This window comes from Lysinibacillus antri, assembly GCF_003977595.1.
In the GTDB taxonomy this organism is placed as follows: Bacteria; Bacillota; Bacilli; order Bacillales_A; family Planococcaceae; genus Ureibacillus; species Ureibacillus antri.
The window spans coordinates 121,811-139,058 of sequence record NZ_RYYR01000011.1; the positions used below are offsets into that span (position 1 = coordinate 121,811).

A 17,248-nucleotide genomic window follows, 5' to 3' on the forward strand; every position below is an offset into this window, starting at 1 on the left:
GGATATCCGCCAAAATTTCACGTTTATCCGCCAACCGATAACTTTTAATTACTTCTTCAAGCAATGCATCGCTTCCGCCGCTTCCTCCCACGGCACCACATACCCCTTTCCTTTCGCACAAAAAATACTAGAAGATGAGTATTCTGGATCTGCATTTTTATCGTAACCAATTTGTTCAATTACTTCATCCGCGTTATGGCACACATCATAACCACAAAATTGAAGAGATAGCGCTCCTTTTCCGTTTGTGTACGCTGCAAACGTTGTACTATAGTTCATGAAAGTGGAAACAGGTGCCTTGCCAGAAATCATTACTTGATCGCCATTGATCTCTGGTGGATCAAATGTGCCTCTCACTTGTTGAATGTCAGTCATCATGCGCCCGACGTAATCAGTTGATGCTTTCATTTTAAAACGATAATAAGGCTCTAATAAAATATTTTCAGCTTGCTCAAGGCCTTGGCGAAGTGCGCGGAATGTGGCCTCTCGGAAATCGCCACCTTCTGTATGTTTATTATGGGCAGCCCCTGTTAACAACGTAAAGCGAATATCTGTAATTGGATAGCCCGTAAGTAGTCCATGATGATCACGTTCAAATACATGTTTTTCGATTAATCGTTGATGCCCTACCGATAAATCATCCGCATGGCAAGCATTCCGAAATTGAATACCAGCTCCTCGTTCTGTAGGCTCCATTTTCAAATGAACTTCCGCATAATGTTTGAGCGGTTCAAAATGGCCGTACCCAACAACGTTATCTTTAATAGTTTCCATATATAAGATTTTCGGATTGTCGAAAATAATATCCAGTTGAAATCGTTCTTTTATCACTTCAACCAATACTTCAAGCTGGATCACACCCATCACATGGACATTGATTTCCTGGAATTTTTCGCTCCACACCACTTTTAAAGTCGGCTCTTCTGCTTCTAGCATTCGGAAGTAACGTAAAATCTCTTTAATATGTTCCGTACCGTTATAAACAACTTTCGCTTGAAGGGTTGGCACTAATTCATAATCTTTCCCAACTACTGGATCCTTGCCAATGATATCTCCAATTTCGGCTTGCATTAGACCTTTAACAGCAAAGATTTCTCCCGCCTCTACTTGTTGCGTTCCTTCAAAGCGACTGCCATTATAAAGACGAATTTCCGTTACTTTCTCCGTAATGTCGCCAAATTGAAATTCATCACGCACATGGAGAACGCCACTCGTTGCCTTAATAAATGTAATGCGTTGATTTTGTTCATCATGTCGGATTTTAAAAACTTTCCCTTGAAATGGTGCCTCGACAGCATAATTTGTTGGCGTAAGTTGAGCTAATTGTTCAAAAAACTGTTGTACGCCAATATCTTTTAGTGCCGACCCGCTCATACAAATAAATGCCTGCTCAGATTGAATCCTGTCACGGAGAGTGTTGAAAAATACAGCAGTATCAACATTGCCCTCCATATATTGCTCTAAAAGTCCTTCATCACGTTCGGCAATCCACTCGACAATCGTTTCAGGAATCGACTCTTCTGTAACAGGTTCTGTTAGGAGCACTGCATCAGGTGATAATTCTTTACGAATAGATGTCATCACCGCATCCACATCTGCTCCATCACGGTCGATTTTATTTAAAAAGAAAAAGGTTGGAACGTGATATTTACGGAGCAATTGCCAAACGGTTTCGGTATGGCCTTCAATTCCGTCCACTGCACTAACAATAATAATGGCATAATCCATTACACTAATGGCCCGTTCCATTTCTGGAGAAAAATCGACGTGACCTGGCGTATCAATTAATGTGTATGTATCCCCGTTATAATGAATCCGACCTTGCTCAGCAAAAATCGTAATGCCTCGTCTTCGTTCAATGGAATGATTGTCTAAATAGGCATCTTTGTGATCCACACGCCCGCGCTCTTTAATACTTTGTGTATGATAAAGCAACTGCTCAGAAAATGTGGTTTTTCCTGCATCTACATGAGCTAGTACACCAATCGTTTTAAACATGTTGTATCCTCATTTCTAAATTTCACTTCACTTATTGTACCAAAATAATAAAAAAACTGTACGGCAGAAGTTCATTCCGACGTACAGCTCGCTCATTCAAATAACAATCGTTCTTCTTCACGACTATGGAGTTCATTGACCGTAATTAACGCATACAACTTTTGAATAACCGCTTCATTTAATCCTTCTTTTTGACGAATTTCATGAATATCCTTCACAATCATTCGCAAAATGTCATGGTCTCGAATCAGTTTTGTCACGGCCTCTTTTAAATCGGGATTCGCATCGACTTTCGCTTGATAAAATCCAGATTCTTCTGCTTCCGCATGACTTAACACGCGTGTTTCCCAATAATCGAGTAGATCATCGGCAGCTACATTTGCTTCCTCGGTCTTTTTGGCATTGTATAATTCCATGAACTCTTCCATTCGATCAATCGCTCCAGTTAGACCGCCTTCATGGATCGCTCGGTGTGCGTGGAGTTGATTTAACGCTGGTCCTACCATTCATATCACCTATTTTGTTAGATTCTATTTACAATATAACCAAAACTTTGTAATTCAATCACTAGCCACCGATATAAGACATATTAATTTTTGTTCTGTTTTTAATCGTTTGTTCCGTTCTTTCATCCGAATACCGATCTGTGCGCTGTTCCCATACATGAACGATGGCCTTCGTTAATTCTTCATCTGTCGCTCCAAGCCGAAGCATTTTCTTTAAATCAAACCCATCGCTCGCAAAGAGACACGTATAAAATTTACCGTCAGAAGAAATTCGGGCACGGGTACAAGTAGAGCAAAACGATTGAGAAACAGACGTAATAAAGCCTATTTCACTGTTACAATCTTTATATTTGTACCGTTTTGCCACTTCACCAAAATAATCTTTACTGACGGGCTCGATTTCGAACTCTTTCTCTATAATATCGAGCATTTCTTTTTTCGTAACCACCTTCTCGAAACTCCAACCGTTATCATTACCAGCATCCATAAATTCAATAAATCTTAGAGTAATCCCAAGTTTTTTAAAATAGTTGGCCATTGGAATGATTTCTTGTTCATTGACGTTTTTTTGAACGACCATATTCACTTTTATTTGAAAGCCTAGTGCTTGCGCTTGAACAATGTTTTGTAAAATGTAGTCTGGATCAATCCCTCTACCGTTCATTAAGCCGGATATTTTTTTATCTAACGCATCTAAGCTAATATTTAATCGGTTTAAACCAGCACTTTTTAATTTCGAAGCGTAGGATTTCAGTAATAACCCGTTTGTTGTTAATCCGATATCTTCAATTCCTTTAATCTGGTTTAATTTGAGAATTAATTGATCGATATGACTACGCATTAGAGGCTCCCCACCCGTAATACGTAATTTTTTAACGCCTAACTGAGCAAAAATGGTGGCAAGCCGTTCAATTTCTTCAAATGTAAGAAGCTCATTTTTAGGTAAGAACACGTAATCATCCCCAAAAACTTCTTTTGGCATGCAATATGTACAACGGAAATTACATCGATCTGTAACGGAAAGACGAAGATCTCGTATCGGTCTGTTTAACTGGTCTTTTATCACTTCTTCCGGCATACAAATCACTTCCATTCCGGTCTATTCATATTTTGAAACATGTTAGCTGAATTCGGTACAAGTAACGTACCATCTACCCAAGTCGTTTCTACTTTTGCTAAAAATCGCATCACACTTCGACAATTTTCACGCAACTCGAGAAAGAGCTTATTTTTCAATTCATTCTGCCAAATGCTGACAAGTGGATGATAGGTGTCTTGCGTTTGAACTGCCATAACGTCACCTTGAAATGGACAATCATATAAAGTCTCAAGAATTTCACCGGTAATATTAGGCATATCACAAGGAAGCACGAAATATTGATCTGCATCCACTTGTTGCATACCTGAATAAATCCCAGCTAAAGGTCCCATTCCTAGAAATGCTTCATCATCCGTGATGACATGTAGGTTAGTTGGGAAATTTTTCACCAATTCTGCTCTCGTGACAATCGCCACTTCTTGACATACAGATTGGAGTGCGGCTAATGCCCACTCATAGAAATACTTTTCATTCCATATGGCAAAAGCTTTTGGTGAACCAAAGCGCGTTGAAGCCCCTCCTGCTAGTAATATGCCTGCTGTTTTCATTAACCGCCGCTCACTGGAGGGATAATGGCAACCGTGTCATGCTCTTGAAGGGTATCTTCTAGCAACGCATATTCTTCATTAACCGCCACATGAACAAAATTACTAAAATCATATTGTTGTTCGATATAGTCGAGTAATTCTTTTACTGTACGCCCTTCAAAGGGAAGCTGCTCTTGTTCTTTCCCTACAATTTCTTTTAGTCTTGCAAAATATAAAATCGTAACCAACGTTATTCCCCCTTTGGCACTGGTTTTTTCTGTTGATCGCCAACCCATTCTTCCCCATTTTGCCAAATTTCTTTTTTCCATATCGGGACAATTTCTTTAATCCGTTCAATGGCATATTCATTTGCTTCATAGGCTGCTTTTCGATGGGGAGACGAAACCGCAATGACAACAGCGATATCCGATATTTGTAATTCTCCGATTCGATGGGCAATGGCCACTTTCGTTTCTGGCCACTTCTCTTGAATCTCTTGTCCGATTTGGGCAAGCATTTTTTCCGCCATTGGAACGTAAGCTTCATAGGCTAAGTACGTTGTTTGTATGCCATTTGTCCATTCGCGAACATGACCTGTAAACACCGTTACAGCCCCCGCATTTGGGTGTAGTACTGCCTGTCGATACAGTTCAGGATTTAATTCCGTTGTCACAATTTCAAATCGTTTCATATAAATCACCTCCAATATAATGCTGCAACCAGATGAAAAGCTCGTCGTTATCATCTATATGAAAAGTTGGATAGTTTTCAAGCTGAAAAGGAACATGCGAAACAACACAAACAATCTCGTTTACATGTTGTAACGTTTCCCAATCCTCTTCATTTTTTACAAGAACGATTTTTGGATATGGTCCCTTTTTAAATCCCTCTATCAATAAAAGGTCCGTTTCTTCTACATTCACTAAGCGAATTAAATCCTCCAGTTGAGGTGACTTCTTTTGTTGGTGAAACAAAATCATATCGTCATCCGCTACGATAGAAGTAGCTGCCCCCGCTTGAAAAAATTTCATACTATCTGTGTGATCATTGGGGAGTTGTAACCCGTTTGCATGACCATGATGTTTAATGACACTTACTTGTTTTCCTATGGCATGTAGCCTTTTAATCCAATTAGAGATGAGCGTTGTTTTTCCACTATTTTTAAAGCCAATCACTTGTAAAATAGTTAGATTGTCCATTCATCTACCCCTTCTTCAACACCGAGTAGTAAAATATCCACAACATCTCCTTGCTGGAAATTTCGTGTACCACCTGGGAGAACGATAAACGCATTTCCCTTTGCAATGGATGTGACGGCATTTGATTTATTAAAGCCGGCTGGAGTAGCATACGCATTCATCCCATCAAAATGGAAAACACTGCGAATAAACCGCGTAAATGGGTTGGGCTTTAAAATATCCTCTATTAGACGCGCCTTGAAATGCGGTAAAAATGGACGCTTATTGCCCATCATCCTCTGAATAGCAGGACGTACAAAAAGTTCAAAACCTGTATAACAAGCTGAAGGATTACCAGATAAACCAAATAATAATTTGCCATCTAGCGTAGCAACGGTAGTAACACTTCCAGGACGCATCGCAATTTTATTAAATAACACTTTCGCACCTAGGCGTTGATAGATCTCCGGTAAATAATCAAAGTCTCCTACTGATACTCCCCCAGTAGTAATGACACAATCATTTTCTGCCAGTGCTTTTTTTACTAATGCAAGACAATTGTCTAATTCATCTGTAAAAAACCCATAGGATGTCCCCGTAATTCCCATTCGCGTTAGCTGCGTTTCTACCATTGGACCGTTACTATTTCGTATTTTTCCAGGAGCTAATTCTTCGTGTGGTGACACTAATTCCGTTCCCGTACAAATAATTCCGACTGATGGTTTTTGGTGTACTTTCACTTTTGTATACCCGAATGTAGCCAATAACGCAATCGTTCCTGGGTGAATAAAGGATCCTTCCTGAATTAACAGCTCCCCTTCTTTTGCGTCCTCTCCTTTTAACGATACATTCTCATAAGGCGCAAAAGGTTTTCGAATTGAAAAGGAATTCCCCTGTTCGACGGTTTGTTCCAGCATTACGATGGCATCTGCCCCTTCTGGAATTGGCGCACCTGTCATAATACGAATGGCTTCATAGGGTTGTAATTGTTTAGTAGAAACATGTCCTGCCCCAATATGATCAATTACCTGAAAAGGAATGCGATTGTCTCCGGATGCCCCGATGGAATCTTGGGATCGAATAGCAAAACCATCATAAGGAGAACGATGAAAACTCGGTACATCATGTTTAGCAACAATCGGTTCAGCGAGTGAATAGCCATAACTTTGCAAATAATCGATTTCAATTATCGGCGTCCTTTTTACATGTTCCATTACTTGATTAACCGCATCTTTTACTTTGATTGGCTTTCGAATTTCTACCATTTCTTTCAACTCCAAACGTTTACATGATATAATTTTTATACAATTTTAGGAAGGATGATTTCATGAGCGAGCTTACCCATTTCAATGAACAAGGTCGAGCAAAAATGGTCGACATTTCGGATAAGGCTGAAACCGTTCGTACTGCAGTTGCCACATCGTCTGTGATCGTAAATAAATTAATTTATGATCAAATTTCAGAAGGAACAAATAAAAAAGGAGATGTTTTTGCCGTCGCACAAGTTGCGGGAATTATGGCAGCAAAAAATACATCCTCTCTACTACCGATGTGTCACCCACTATCCTTAACGGGGATCAACATTACCTTTGATTGGGACTTAGAAAACCAATATATCATCCACATTCGTTCTGAAGTAAAAACAAAAGGTTCAACAGGTGTTGAGATGGAGGCGTTAGTTGCCGCCACAACGGCCGCGCTTACTATTTACGATATGTGTAAAGCAGCTGGAAAAGAAATGATTATTGGTCCGACCATGTTAGTAGAAAAAACAGGTGGTAAAAATGGTGATTACTCACGCAAAATGGATGACTAACGCATTCATTTTGCGCGCTTTTTTAACTCAAACACAAGATGATTTAATTCGGTTAGTATGAGTTTTTCCATTGCAAGTTTTACCGCGCCCGTAGAACCTGGTAGAGTAAAAATCACTTTATTATTTACTACACCAGCGACTGCTCGACTTGCCATTGCACGTGTCCCAATATCTTCTGTAAAACTTAAATAACGAAAGAGTTCCCCAAAACCCGGTATTTCTTTATTAAATAAAGGCTGAATGGCTTCAATGGTAACATCTCGAGTTGCAATTCCTGTACCCCCTGTTGTAATGATGCAATCCACTTCAGGATGATTCGCCCACTGCTTCAAAGTCTCCCGTATTTCCAGTAATTCATCGCGACAAATTTTCCGCTCGATTACACGGATTTGACTCGCACTAGCAAGCTTTTCTACTAGTGCGCCCCCCTTGTCAGTATGATAATCTCTCGTATCACTTACTGTTAAAATTGCCATTTTTATTTCAGTATCATATTGAAACTGTTGCGACATTTCTTCACCTTCTTTTAACCGAACAATTCTGTATAAATTTTTCTACCTTCATTTATATTTTTCAATCCATGGATGAGTAAACGACCATCTTGAAAAACAATTAAACGGTAAGGATTTTTGTCAATCTCAATAAAATACGGGGTTCTCTTAATAAAATACCCCCTGCGAATGGCTGCTTTTTCAGCATCCTGTAAAGATATTTTTCTTTCTTTACTCGGTAACACCTGAACTGTATCACGACCACATAATACGGTATATAGCTGCTCATGTTGCCGCTCTAAAGATGGATGAGTTGGGGTTTCACTACATGTAGCACAGTGCGGATTTTTGATTCTGGAAATGCCAATGTCCATGTTCCCATTTGTCCAACAATCGAAATGATGTACTTTATTTCGAACAATATCCATATTTTCTGTCAGTATTTTTAAAGCTTCCGCACATTGCATGGCACTCGTCATCATAACGGCTGGTGCGATAATCCCAACTGTATCACATGTATCATTTAAGGTTGGTAGTATCGGCAGTAAACATCTAAAACAAGCTGTTTTCTTTGGTATAAAAGGGAAAACAATTCCAGAACTCCCTACACAAGCGCCATAAATCCAAGGTATGTTATACTTGAAAGCCACATCATTGATTAAGAGCCTTGTTTCAAAATTATCTGTTGCATCCATAATTAAATCAACTTGTGGTGCTATGGATTCCATAAAAACAGGATCCGCATGTTGGATATATGTATGTAATGTGATTTGTGAATTAATGAGTTGAAGCCGATTTTTTGCAGCAACGACTTTTGGGAGCATTGCCTTCGCATCTTGTTCAGTAAATAATTGTTGTCTTTGTAAATTTGAAAATTCAACATAATCTCGATCGATTAAATGGATTGTACCCACGCCCGCACGTACAAGCGTTTCCGCAATAGCCGATCCAAGCGCACCACAACCAATAATCGCGACTTTCGAATGTTTCAATTTATGTTGACCTTCTTCGGCAATAGGTTTAAACAATGTCTGCCTTGAATAGCGATTGTCCAATAGATTGGTTTCCTCCTTCTCGTGTGAATGACCTCATCATTTCTTGAAATATATGTTTCTTGTAACGAAAGATGAACTTACTTTTGCTTCATTTGAACGAAAAAAAGCATAAGAAACGAAATAATTAATATCGTCAACACCCATAGCCACGCTAAATATATATTGCTACTATCAATAGCGAGATAAATGGCTGTTGGAATTGTTTGTGTTTTATTTGGAATATTCCCTGCAAACATTAAAGTCGCACCAAATTCACCTAAACACCGGGCAAAGCTTAAAATACTCCCAGAAATAAGTGCCTTAGAAGCAATTGGAATAGAAATAAATAAAAATACTTGCCATTCACTTGCTCCATCCACACGAGCTGCATCTTCAATATTTTTATCAATCGATTGAAAGCCCGATTTCGCAGACATATACATTAATGGAAAAGCAACGACAAAAGCAGCAATCACACCTGCATACCACGTAAAAATAATCGGCTGTTGGAATATCCATTCAATCGCTTGACCGACGATACTATTTCGTCCAAATACGACGATGAGGATAAACCCGACAACGGTCGGCGGTAGGACCATTGGAAGCATTAGGAGCGTTTCGATGATCGATTTGCCTTTAAAGGATGCTCGCCCTAAAAATCTGCCAACAACAGTTCCGATTAGGATGACAAAAATGCTTGCAATTACCGAAATTTTTAACGACAACCATATAGGGCTGAAAAAATCTTGTACACTACTATTACTGAATAATAAAACCATACTTTTCAAATACCTTTAAGGATTGTTCAGATTGTAAAAATGTATAAAAGGATTTTATTTCATCATAATGCGGTGAGTCCTTCAGAATGCCCACAGGATAAACAATTGGCGAATGACTATCCTCTTTGGCGCTTGCCACAATTTTTACTTGGTCAGATAGCAGCGCATCGGTTTTATAGACTACCCCAGCAGTGACATTCCCTGTTTCTACGTAAGTTAACACTTGGCGTACATCCTTTGCATAGACAAACTTCTCCTGAATTTCTTCCCATATCCCGAAATGCTCAAAGGTTTCCTTCGCATAATACCCTGCTGGCACTGTTTCCGGCGTACCAATCGAAATTGGTTCGATGTGACTTTTGTTTAAATCTTGAAAACTAGTAGTTTCTACTTTATTATTTTTGGGAACGATTAACACGAGTTCATTTTTTAATAGGTTGATATGGTCTTCTGAAGAAATATCCCCAGCTTCTACTAGATGATCAAATTTTTCCTTAGAAGCAGAAAAAAATAAATCCACCTGGGCCCCTTGTTTTATTTGTGCTTCGAGTGTACCTGAACTTCCAACATTTATATTAAAATGAACATTCGGATTCTTTTCTATATATGTATCAATCACCTCTTCCATCGCATCTTGTAAGCTAGAAGCAATGGAAATCGTTAACTTCGCTTGCTTTGACGAACGATCATTTTCTGAACAACCAGAAATCAATAGAGCTAAACATAGAATGAAAATTAGTTGTAATTTTTTTGACATGTGACTTCACCTGCATTCCTCAATGGATATTCTGTTTGTAGTCTCTTTATCAAAGAAATGGACATGCTCCATTTGAACTGACAATTGAATTGAATTTAGTAATGGTGCATTGAGCGGTAAACGTGTAATCAGAGGTTGATTATTATATGTTGCATAAACATAGTTTTCCGTACCCATAAATTCTGACCGATCAATGTTGACATGAAAAATAATGCTATGAGTTAGATTCAAATGAAAATGTTCGGGTCGTATACCTATGATCACTTCCCTCTTGTTTTGTAACTTCCCCCTGTGTTTATCTGGAATTTCAAATGAATTTTCGCCGATTTGAATGACGTTCTCATTAATCGTCGCTTCGAAAAAATTCATAGGAGGCGATCCAATAAATCCCGCAACAAACAGATTACTTGGTTTATTATAGACTTCCTCCGGGGACCCAACTTGTTGAATTGTTCCTTCATTCATCACGACTAAACGTGTAGCCATCGTTAATGCTTCTGTTTGATCGTGGGTTACATAAAGAAACGTTGATTCAAGTTCTTTATGCAGCTTGGTAATTTCTACACGCATTTGTAAACGCAATTGAGCATCTAAATTTGATAATGGCTCGTCCATTAGAAAAAAGCTTGGTTGACGAATGATTGCACGACCTATTACCACTCGTTGACATTGACCACCAGAAAGTTCATGCGGTTTTTTATGTAAATATAGCTGAAGATTTAACATGCTGGCGATACTTTCAACTCGTTGTTTAATCTCCTGTTTCGGTATTTTACTTCGCTTTAACGTAAAGGCCAAATTATCAAAAACTGTTAAATGAGGATATAATGCATAGTTTTGAAACACCATGGCCACATCGCGCTTTTGCGGTGGAAGATGGTTGATTAATTGACGATTAAAATAGATTTCCCCATCCGTCACAGGCTCTAATCCAGCAATTAGCTTAAGCAATGTTGATTTTCCGCAGCCAGAAGGACCGACGATGACAAGAAATTCCTTATCTTCTATCTCTAAATTAACATTATTTATTGCTATAATAGACTCATTATATTGCTTCTGTATATTCTTTAATGAAAGTTGTACCATAATAATCTCCCCTAATAAGAGGTTTTTGTAAATACGAATGTTATGAAAAAAGCCGTTGCTCTTTAAAATCTAGCAACGACTTAATAGTATAATGTATTCCATAATTGTTCAAATAGTACATATTTTTAAAGATTATGAAGATTAGGCTTTTACGCTCAATGTAGCACCTTTCAAGATTTTATAAACGAAAGGAAGAGTACAATTCGTGCTAAAGAATTGTACTCTTCCCTTGATTTGAATTCGGACTGTTAGCGATTGAGAACGGTTGATTTTATAAATGCTTGGACCTCTTCTGAACTTTGCATCGTCAAGACTTTTTCTGCAATGGTCTTCATATCTGAACGTGACAACATTGAAATTTGACTCCTTGCTTTTAAAATGGATGTCGCACTCATACTAAATTCATCTAGTCCTAAACCTAATAAAATCGGAATTGCTACTTCATCCCCTGCCATTTCCCCGCACATACCGACCCATTTCCCATGAGTATGTGCTGCATCAATCACGTTTTTTATTAACCGAAGAATGGCGGGATTGTATGGCTGATATAAGTAAGAAACTCTTTCATTCATTCGATCGGCTGCTAATGTATATTGAATTAAATCATTTGTACCAATGGAAAAGAAATCAACTTCTTTGGCGAATACATCTGCCATGACCGCTGTTGACGGGATTTCCACCATAATTCCAATTTCAATGTTGTTTGAAACTTGAATCCCCGTTTCTTGAAGTTGTTTTTTCTCCTCGAAAAGGATCGATTTTGCCTGATGGTATTCATCGATGGTTGCAATCATCGGGAACATTATTTTTAAATTACCATAAGTACTAGCTCTTAACAGTGCCCGAAGCTGTGTACGGAACATATCTTGCATACTTAAACATAATCGAATTGCGCGAAACCCAAGGAACGGATTCATTTCTTTTGGGAGGTCAAGGTAAGGTAGCTCTTTATCCCCACCGATATCTAATGTACGGACGACGACAGGTTTTCCCTCCATGCTTTCCAATACCGTTTTATAGGCTTGAAATTGTTCCTCTTCAGTTGGTAATTGTGAGCGTCCCATATATAAAAATTCCGTACGGTAAAGTCCCACTGCTTCCCCACCGTTTTCTAATACACCTTTCACATCTTGTGGTGTACCGATATTCCCGCCAAGCTCTACTTGATGGCTATCCATCGTAACCGTTTTTTCATTTTTTAGTTTTGCCCATTCTTTTCTTTGTGTTTCATATGCGATTTTTTTCGCATTGTACTGTTTGATTTCATCTTCTGTTGGATTTACGAGTACTTTACCTTCAATTCCGTCTACAATTACAGTCATATCATTTTCGATTACTGACATCACATGCTTAGTACCTACGACAGCTGGTATTTCCATCGAACGTGCCATGATCGCTGAATGAGATGTGCGACCACCGATATCTGTCGTAAAGCCTTTTACAAATTGACGATTCAATTGAGCTGTATCAGAAGGTGTTAAGTCCTCAGCAATAATGACCACTTCTTCTGAAATGGTACTCGGATTGATGATCTCAATCCCTAATAAGTGCCCTAATAACCGTTTTGAAACATCTCGAATATCTGCTGCCCGTTCCCTCATATATTCGTTATCCATATTTTCAAACATCGCTATAAACATCGCTGCCACTTCATTTAAAGCATATTCAACATTTACTTGATCGGTCGTTACTTTATCTTTAATCGGTTGAATAAATTCTGGATCGCTTAATATAAGAAGATGGGCAGCAAAAATTTCAGCTTTATCTTCTCCAAGCTTTTTACTCGTTTCGGTTTTTATTACATCCAGTTCTGCTTTTGTTTTTTCAAGCATCTTGTCAAAGCGTTGTAATTCCTCTTCCGTATTGGTAACACTTGTTTTCACCACTTGGAGTTCTTGATTTTGCAAACGGAAAGCTTTGGCGATGCATATTCCAGGAGAAGCTGCGATTCCTTCAATGGTTGTAGACATATTCACTTTCTCCTTGAGTTTTATTGTGCAAGGCCTTCGTTTTTCATCACTTCATCCATTTTTTCGATTACTTGTGCTTCATCTTCACCATCTGCCGTAATGGTAATTGTCGCCCCATTTGGAACACCTAATGCCATGACACCCATAATGGATTTTAGATTGGCTTGTTTTCCTTTATATTCAATTTTAACTTCTGATTTGAAATTTGTTAGTGCACCGACAATGACTGTTGCTGGACGGGCGTGAATCCCTTGCTCGCTTGTAATCGTATAATTTTTTGCTATCATGTTCATTCCTCCAATAGTTTTAGTTCCTTATCATAATCGACAGACAAACACTAGTTCATTCTTATTTCACAGCAGTTGGTCTTTTCACAAATCCTAAAATGATGGCTGAAACGATTGATCCAATGACAATCGCTAATAAATAAAGTAACCAACCACCTTCTACTAATGGAATAACGAATAGTCCACCATGTGGAGCACGTAATCCGATACTAAACATCATCGACAATGCACCAGCTAATGCCGAACCAACCATAAGTGACGGGATGACGCGAATTGGGTCCGCTGCTGCAAACGGAATGGCACCTTCTGTAATAAATGAGAGACCCATAATGTAATTTACTTTGCCCGCTTCTTGTTCTTGTTTTGTAAACTTTTTTCTAAATATTGTTGTTGCAATCGCAATGGCTAACGGAGGAACCATACCAGCTGCCATTATCGCCGCCATTGGTTCATACACCCCATTTGCTAACAATCCTGTACCAAATACATAAGCTGCTTTGTTTACTGGTCCACCCATATCAAAAGCCATCATGAGTCCTAGCACAATTCCGAGTAACACCGCATTTCCAGTACCCAATCCTGCTAACCAATCTGAAATTGCGGTATTTAATGCGCCTACTGGTTTATTGATCACGTAATACATAATCAGACCTGTTAGTGAAATCCCTAATAACGGGTAGAGTAGAATCGTTTTAATTCCTTCAATCGATGCAGGTAATCCTGCTAACACTTTCTTTAATCCTTCAACTAAATATCCTGCTAAAAACCCTGCGACAAGACCACCTAAAAACCCTGCGCCCCCACTTGCTGCCAACATTCCACCAACCATCCCTGGTGCAAAACCTGGTCGGTCGGCAATACTACTTGCAATAAATCCAGCCAACACCGGAATCATTAAGGCAAAGGCACTACCTCCACCAATTTTGTTAAGGGCTTCAGCGAAAGAATTATAGGTTGGGTCATCTGGATTCGCTGCATTAATACCAAACATGAAACTAATCGCAATTAGAATTCCTCCCCCAACGACAAATGGGAGCATATTTGATACACCATTCATTAAATGCTTATAAATAGTCGAACCGATTCCTCTTCCTTTTTCATCGCCATCATTGTTATTTGCAGCTGTATTTCCGCTCCCTTTATAAACAGGCGCGTCTTGGTTTAATGCCTTTTCAATTAATTCTTGTGGTCGACGTATCCCATCCGCTACCGGAGTTTCGATGACATGTTTTCCATTAAAACGATCCATGCCCACATTCGTATCCGCTGCAACGATTACGGCAACGGCATCTTCAATTTCTTCCTGCGTTAATACGTTTTTTGCACCACTGGAACCTCTTGTCTCTACTTTAATTTCGACGCCCATTTCCGCTGCCTTGGCTTTAAGTGAATCTGCCGCCATATACGTGTGGGCTATACCCGTAGGACATGCTGTAACCGCGACAATAAATTTTTGTTTGCCGTCCATCGTTTGTTCTTCTTCTTCATCTTCTTTGTCATACCGATTAATAATATCGACTACATCTTGTTCTGATGATGCTTCTAATAGCTGCCTGCGAACATCCTCAATGAGTAAAATGGAGGATAGTCGTGATAATGCCTCGAGATGTGTATTATTTGCTCCTTCTGGGGCGGCAATCATGAAAAAAAGATAAGCAGGTTGGCCATCAAGTGATTCAAATTGAACACCATCTTTTGAACGTCCAAAGCAAATTGCCGCTTCCTTTACTGCTTTTGTTTTAGCGTGTGGAATGGCAATCCCTTCCCCAATTCCAGTCGTACTTTGCTGTTCCCTCGCTAAGATCGCCTTTTTAAATTCATCTTTGTCTGTTAGTTTTCCAGCAGAAAATAATACATTTGTTAACTCTTCTAAAACGGGTTCCTTTTGCTGACTATTCAATGAAAGGGTGATGGTATCTCGTGTTAGTAATTCTGTTATTTTCATGATGCTAGTCTCCTTTGCCCGATTTTTTATCCAATATTACTTGAGGTAGTAGATGTTCGACGTTTTCTCTCGTACATAACCCGATTGAAAATGCTGTTGCACTACCTGAAGCAACACTAAAACGAAACGCCTCTTCTACAGAATTTGTTTGCTCATATGTTGCAAGAAATCCTGCTACCATCGAGTCACCCGCGCCAACTGAGCTTTTCACTTCCCCTTTTGGAACGGTAGCCACGTATATAGAATGATGATTCGCAAAAACAGCTCCATCTCCAGCTAAGGACACGATTACGTTTTGCGCTCCCATATTGACAAGCTCTTGTGCATAGGGCATTACTTCTTCAATCGTTGTTATCTTTGTATGGAATAATTGCCCAAGTTCATGATGATTCGGCTTAATGAGAAATGGTTTGAAAGACAGTATATTTTTAAGATAATCACCTTCTGCATCAACGACAAAACGAATGCTGTTATGTGAACAAATTTCTACAAGTTCCTTATATGTAGAGTGTGGCAATGAAGAAGGAATACTACCTGATAATACAAGCGTATCGTTCGCGGTGAGATGATGAATTTGATTTTTTAAATCTTCATAATGTTCTGGCAAAATGGAAGGACCATTCGCATTAATCTCTGTTTCTGTAGTGGATTTAATTTTCACATTAATTCTTGTATTTTCATTAATTTCGACAAAGTCTGTAGGAATATTTTGCTGTTTCAAATAGCTTTTAATATACGCTCCTGTAAAACCACCGATAAACCCAAGTGCTGTGCTTGGGACACCTAATCGATTTAACACTTGCGTAACGTTTATGCCTTTCCCACCTGGGAGCACTTCTACTTTGTTCGTTCGATTTAAACCACCTATAGTTAGCTCGTCTAGTTCCATTACGTAATCAATGGACGGGTTTAAGGTTAGTGTGTAAATCATAATGAGACCACCTTTATTGTTGGTTAGTTCGCATAATTTATAACAAATTTCATTTCCTTAAAAAAATAGTGTCTCCCATTTTTTTTACTCTACCCGTAAAAAATTTCACTTACTCATTGAAAAAACCAGCTTCCAAATGATTTAGAAGCTGGTCGACGTCGTTTTATATTAACGTTCAAAAAATAGAAAGAAAATACTGGTGATTCCTATTGGTCGCAATCCATTAGTTTACATAATATTATTATTAAACGGATGGCAGTGGCAGTCTAACGTATGGTCATTAACCATCCCTACCGCTTGCATAAACGAATAACAAATCGTGTTGCCTACAAATTTAAAGCCATCTTTTTTAAGCTGTTTACTCATGCGATTACTAATTTCAGTCGTTGTAGGTACATCCTGAATCGAGGCCCACTGATTGATAATTGGTTTGTGTTCGACAAAACGCCAAAGGTAATTTGAAAAGGAACCATATTCCTCTCGAATCTTTAAAAAAGCTTTAGCATTCGTCACAACGCTTTGTATTTTTAATCGATTTCGTACAATCCCTGCATCTTCTTTTAAAGATTGGATTTTCTCATCAGAGTAGAGAACGATTTTTTCTGCTTCAAAATTATCAAAAGCTCTTCGATAATTTTCTCTTTTTTGTAAAATTGTCCACCAGCTTAACCCTGCTTGAGCACCTTCTAAGCAAAGCATTTCGAAAAGCAATCGATCATCATATACTGGGATACCCCATTCGTGATCATGATATGCGATATATAAAGGGTCGCTTGATACCCATTTGCATCGAGTTGTCATCGTGTTATCCTTTCTAGAAGCTGATGGGGCGCGCCTTTATGCA

Annotated in this window: 19 protein-coding genes; 1 reads left to right on the forward strand and 18 read right to left on the reverse strand. The window is 38.8% G+C overall.

The features are described from left to right. Positions 1 to 48: 48 nt before the first annotated feature. From EK386_RS10250 to EK386_RS10285, 8 genes are all read right to left on the reverse strand, one after another. Positions 49 to 1,998: an elongation factor G gene (locus EK386_RS10250; RefSeq protein ID WP_126659070.1), complete on the reverse strand. Its 1,950-nt coding sequence runs from the start codon at positions 1,996 to 1,998 to the stop codon at positions 49 to 51. A 92-nt stretch (positions 1,999 to 2,090) separates the two neighbouring features. Then, positions 2,091 to 2,504, reverse strand: coding sequence for a hemerythrin domain-containing protein (locus EK386_RS10255; RefSeq protein ID WP_126659071.1), 414 nt, complete (start codon positions 2,502 to 2,504; stop codon positions 2,091 to 2,093). 61 nt (positions 2,505 to 2,565) lie between these two features. After that, positions 2,566 to 3,582: a GTP 3',8-cyclase MoaA gene (gene moaA, locus EK386_RS10260; protein ID WP_126659072.1), complete on the reverse strand. Its 1,017-nt coding sequence runs from the start codon at positions 3,580 to 3,582 to the stop codon at positions 2,566 to 2,568. A gap of 5 nt (positions 3,583 to 3,587) precedes the next feature. Beyond that, complete coding sequence (locus EK386_RS10265) at positions 3,588 to 4,151, reverse strand: molybdenum cofactor guanylyltransferase (RefSeq protein WP_126659073.1); 564 nt, start codon at positions 4,149 to 4,151, stop codon at positions 3,588 to 3,590. Next, positions 4,151 to 4,378, reverse strand: a complete 228-nt coding sequence (gene moaD, locus EK386_RS10270; protein WP_126659074.1) for a molybdopterin converting factor subunit 1 — start codon at positions 4,376 to 4,378, stop codon at positions 4,151 to 4,153. The genes EK386_RS10265 and moaD overlap by 1 nt, the downstream gene beginning before the upstream one ends. Positions 4,379 to 4,380: 2 nt before the next feature. Further along, on the reverse strand, positions 4,381 to 4,821 hold the full coding sequence (locus tag EK386_RS10275; protein WP_126659075.1) for a molybdenum cofactor biosynthesis protein MoaE: 441 nt from the start codon (positions 4,819 to 4,821) through the stop codon (positions 4,381 to 4,383). After that, entirely contained in the window at positions 4,808 to 5,329 is a 522-nt protein-coding gene (gene mobB / locus EK386_RS10280; protein ID WP_126659076.1) for a molybdopterin-guanine dinucleotide biosynthesis protein B, read from the reverse strand. The genes EK386_RS10275 and mobB overlap by 14 nt, the downstream gene beginning before the upstream one ends. Next, a complete protein-coding gene (locus EK386_RS10285) occupies positions 5,317 to 6,573 on the reverse strand; it encodes a molybdopterin molybdotransferase MoeA (RefSeq protein ID WP_126659077.1) in 1,257 nt (418 codons plus the stop codon). Before EK386_RS10285 ends, mobB begins: the two co-directional genes overlap by 13 nt. A 62-nt stretch (positions 6,574 to 6,635) precedes the next feature. Between EK386_RS10285 and moaC the strand changes: the two genes are divergently transcribed. After that, a complete protein-coding gene (gene moaC, locus EK386_RS10290) occupies positions 6,636 to 7,124 on the forward strand; it encodes a cyclic pyranopterin monophosphate synthase MoaC (RefSeq protein ID WP_126659078.1) in 489 nt (162 codons plus the stop codon). A 5-nt stretch (positions 7,125 to 7,129) separates the two neighbouring features. Here the strand turns inward: moaC and EK386_RS10295 are convergent, their stop codons facing one another. The 10 genes from EK386_RS10295 to EK386_RS10340 all read right to left on the reverse strand — a co-directional run bounded on the left by EK386_RS10295 (position 7,130) and on the right by EK386_RS10340 (position 17,205). Then, on the reverse strand, positions 7,130 to 7,636 hold the full coding sequence (locus tag EK386_RS10295; protein ID WP_126659079.1) for a MogA/MoaB family molybdenum cofactor biosynthesis protein: 507 nt from the start codon (positions 7,634 to 7,636) through the stop codon (positions 7,130 to 7,132). A gap of 14 nt (positions 7,637 to 7,650) precedes the next feature. Continuing rightward, positions 7,651 to 8,670: a ThiF family adenylyltransferase gene (locus EK386_RS10300; protein ID WP_126659080.1), complete on the reverse strand. Its 1,020-nt coding sequence runs from the start codon at positions 8,668 to 8,670 to the stop codon at positions 7,651 to 7,653. A gap of 77 nt (positions 8,671 to 8,747) precedes the next feature. Continuing rightward, positions 8,748 to 9,428 (reverse strand): molybdate ABC transporter permease subunit, encoded by a 681-nt coding sequence (modB, locus tag EK386_RS10305; protein WP_126659081.1) that lies wholly within the window; start codon positions 9,426 to 9,428, stop codon positions 8,748 to 8,750. After that, entirely contained in the window at positions 9,409 to 10,185 is a 777-nt protein-coding gene (gene modA, locus EK386_RS10310; protein ID WP_126659082.1) for a molybdate ABC transporter substrate-binding protein, read from the reverse strand. The genes modB and modA overlap by 20 nt, the downstream gene beginning before the upstream one ends. A gap of 6 nt (positions 10,186 to 10,191) precedes the next feature. Continuing rightward, positions 10,192 to 11,271 carry an ABC transporter ATP-binding protein gene (locus EK386_RS10315; RefSeq protein WP_126659083.1) on the reverse strand — a complete coding sequence of 360 codons (1,080 nt, stop codon included), beginning with the start codon at positions 11,269 to 11,271 and terminating at the stop codon, positions 10,192 to 10,194. 248 nt (positions 11,272 to 11,519) lie between these two features. Beyond that, on the reverse strand, positions 11,520 to 13,241 hold the full coding sequence (ptsP, locus tag EK386_RS10320; protein WP_126659084.1) for a phosphoenolpyruvate--protein phosphotransferase: 1,722 nt from the start codon (positions 13,239 to 13,241) through the stop codon (positions 11,520 to 11,522). Between the two features lie 20 nt (positions 13,242 to 13,261). Beyond that, positions 13,262 to 13,528, reverse strand: a complete 267-nt coding sequence (locus EK386_RS10325; RefSeq protein ID WP_126659085.1) for a phosphocarrier protein HPr — start codon at positions 13,526 to 13,528, stop codon at positions 13,262 to 13,264. Positions 13,529 to 13,589: 61 nt separating this feature from the next. Beyond that, entirely contained in the window at positions 13,590 to 15,473 is a 1,884-nt protein-coding gene (locus tag EK386_RS10330; RefSeq protein WP_126659086.1) for a PTS fructose transporter subunit IIABC, read from the reverse strand. Between the two features lie 4 nt (positions 15,474 to 15,477). Next, positions 15,478 to 16,404: a 1-phosphofructokinase gene (gene pfkB, locus EK386_RS10335; RefSeq protein ID WP_126659087.1), complete on the reverse strand. Its 927-nt coding sequence runs from the start codon at positions 16,402 to 16,404 to the stop codon at positions 15,478 to 15,480. Between the two features lie 228 nt (positions 16,405 to 16,632). Beyond that, complete coding sequence (locus tag EK386_RS10340; protein ID WP_126659088.1) at positions 16,633 to 17,205, reverse strand: DNA-3-methyladenine glycosylase I; 573 nt, start codon at positions 17,203 to 17,205, stop codon at positions 16,633 to 16,635. Between the last annotated feature and the right edge of the window lie 43 nt (positions 17,206 to 17,248).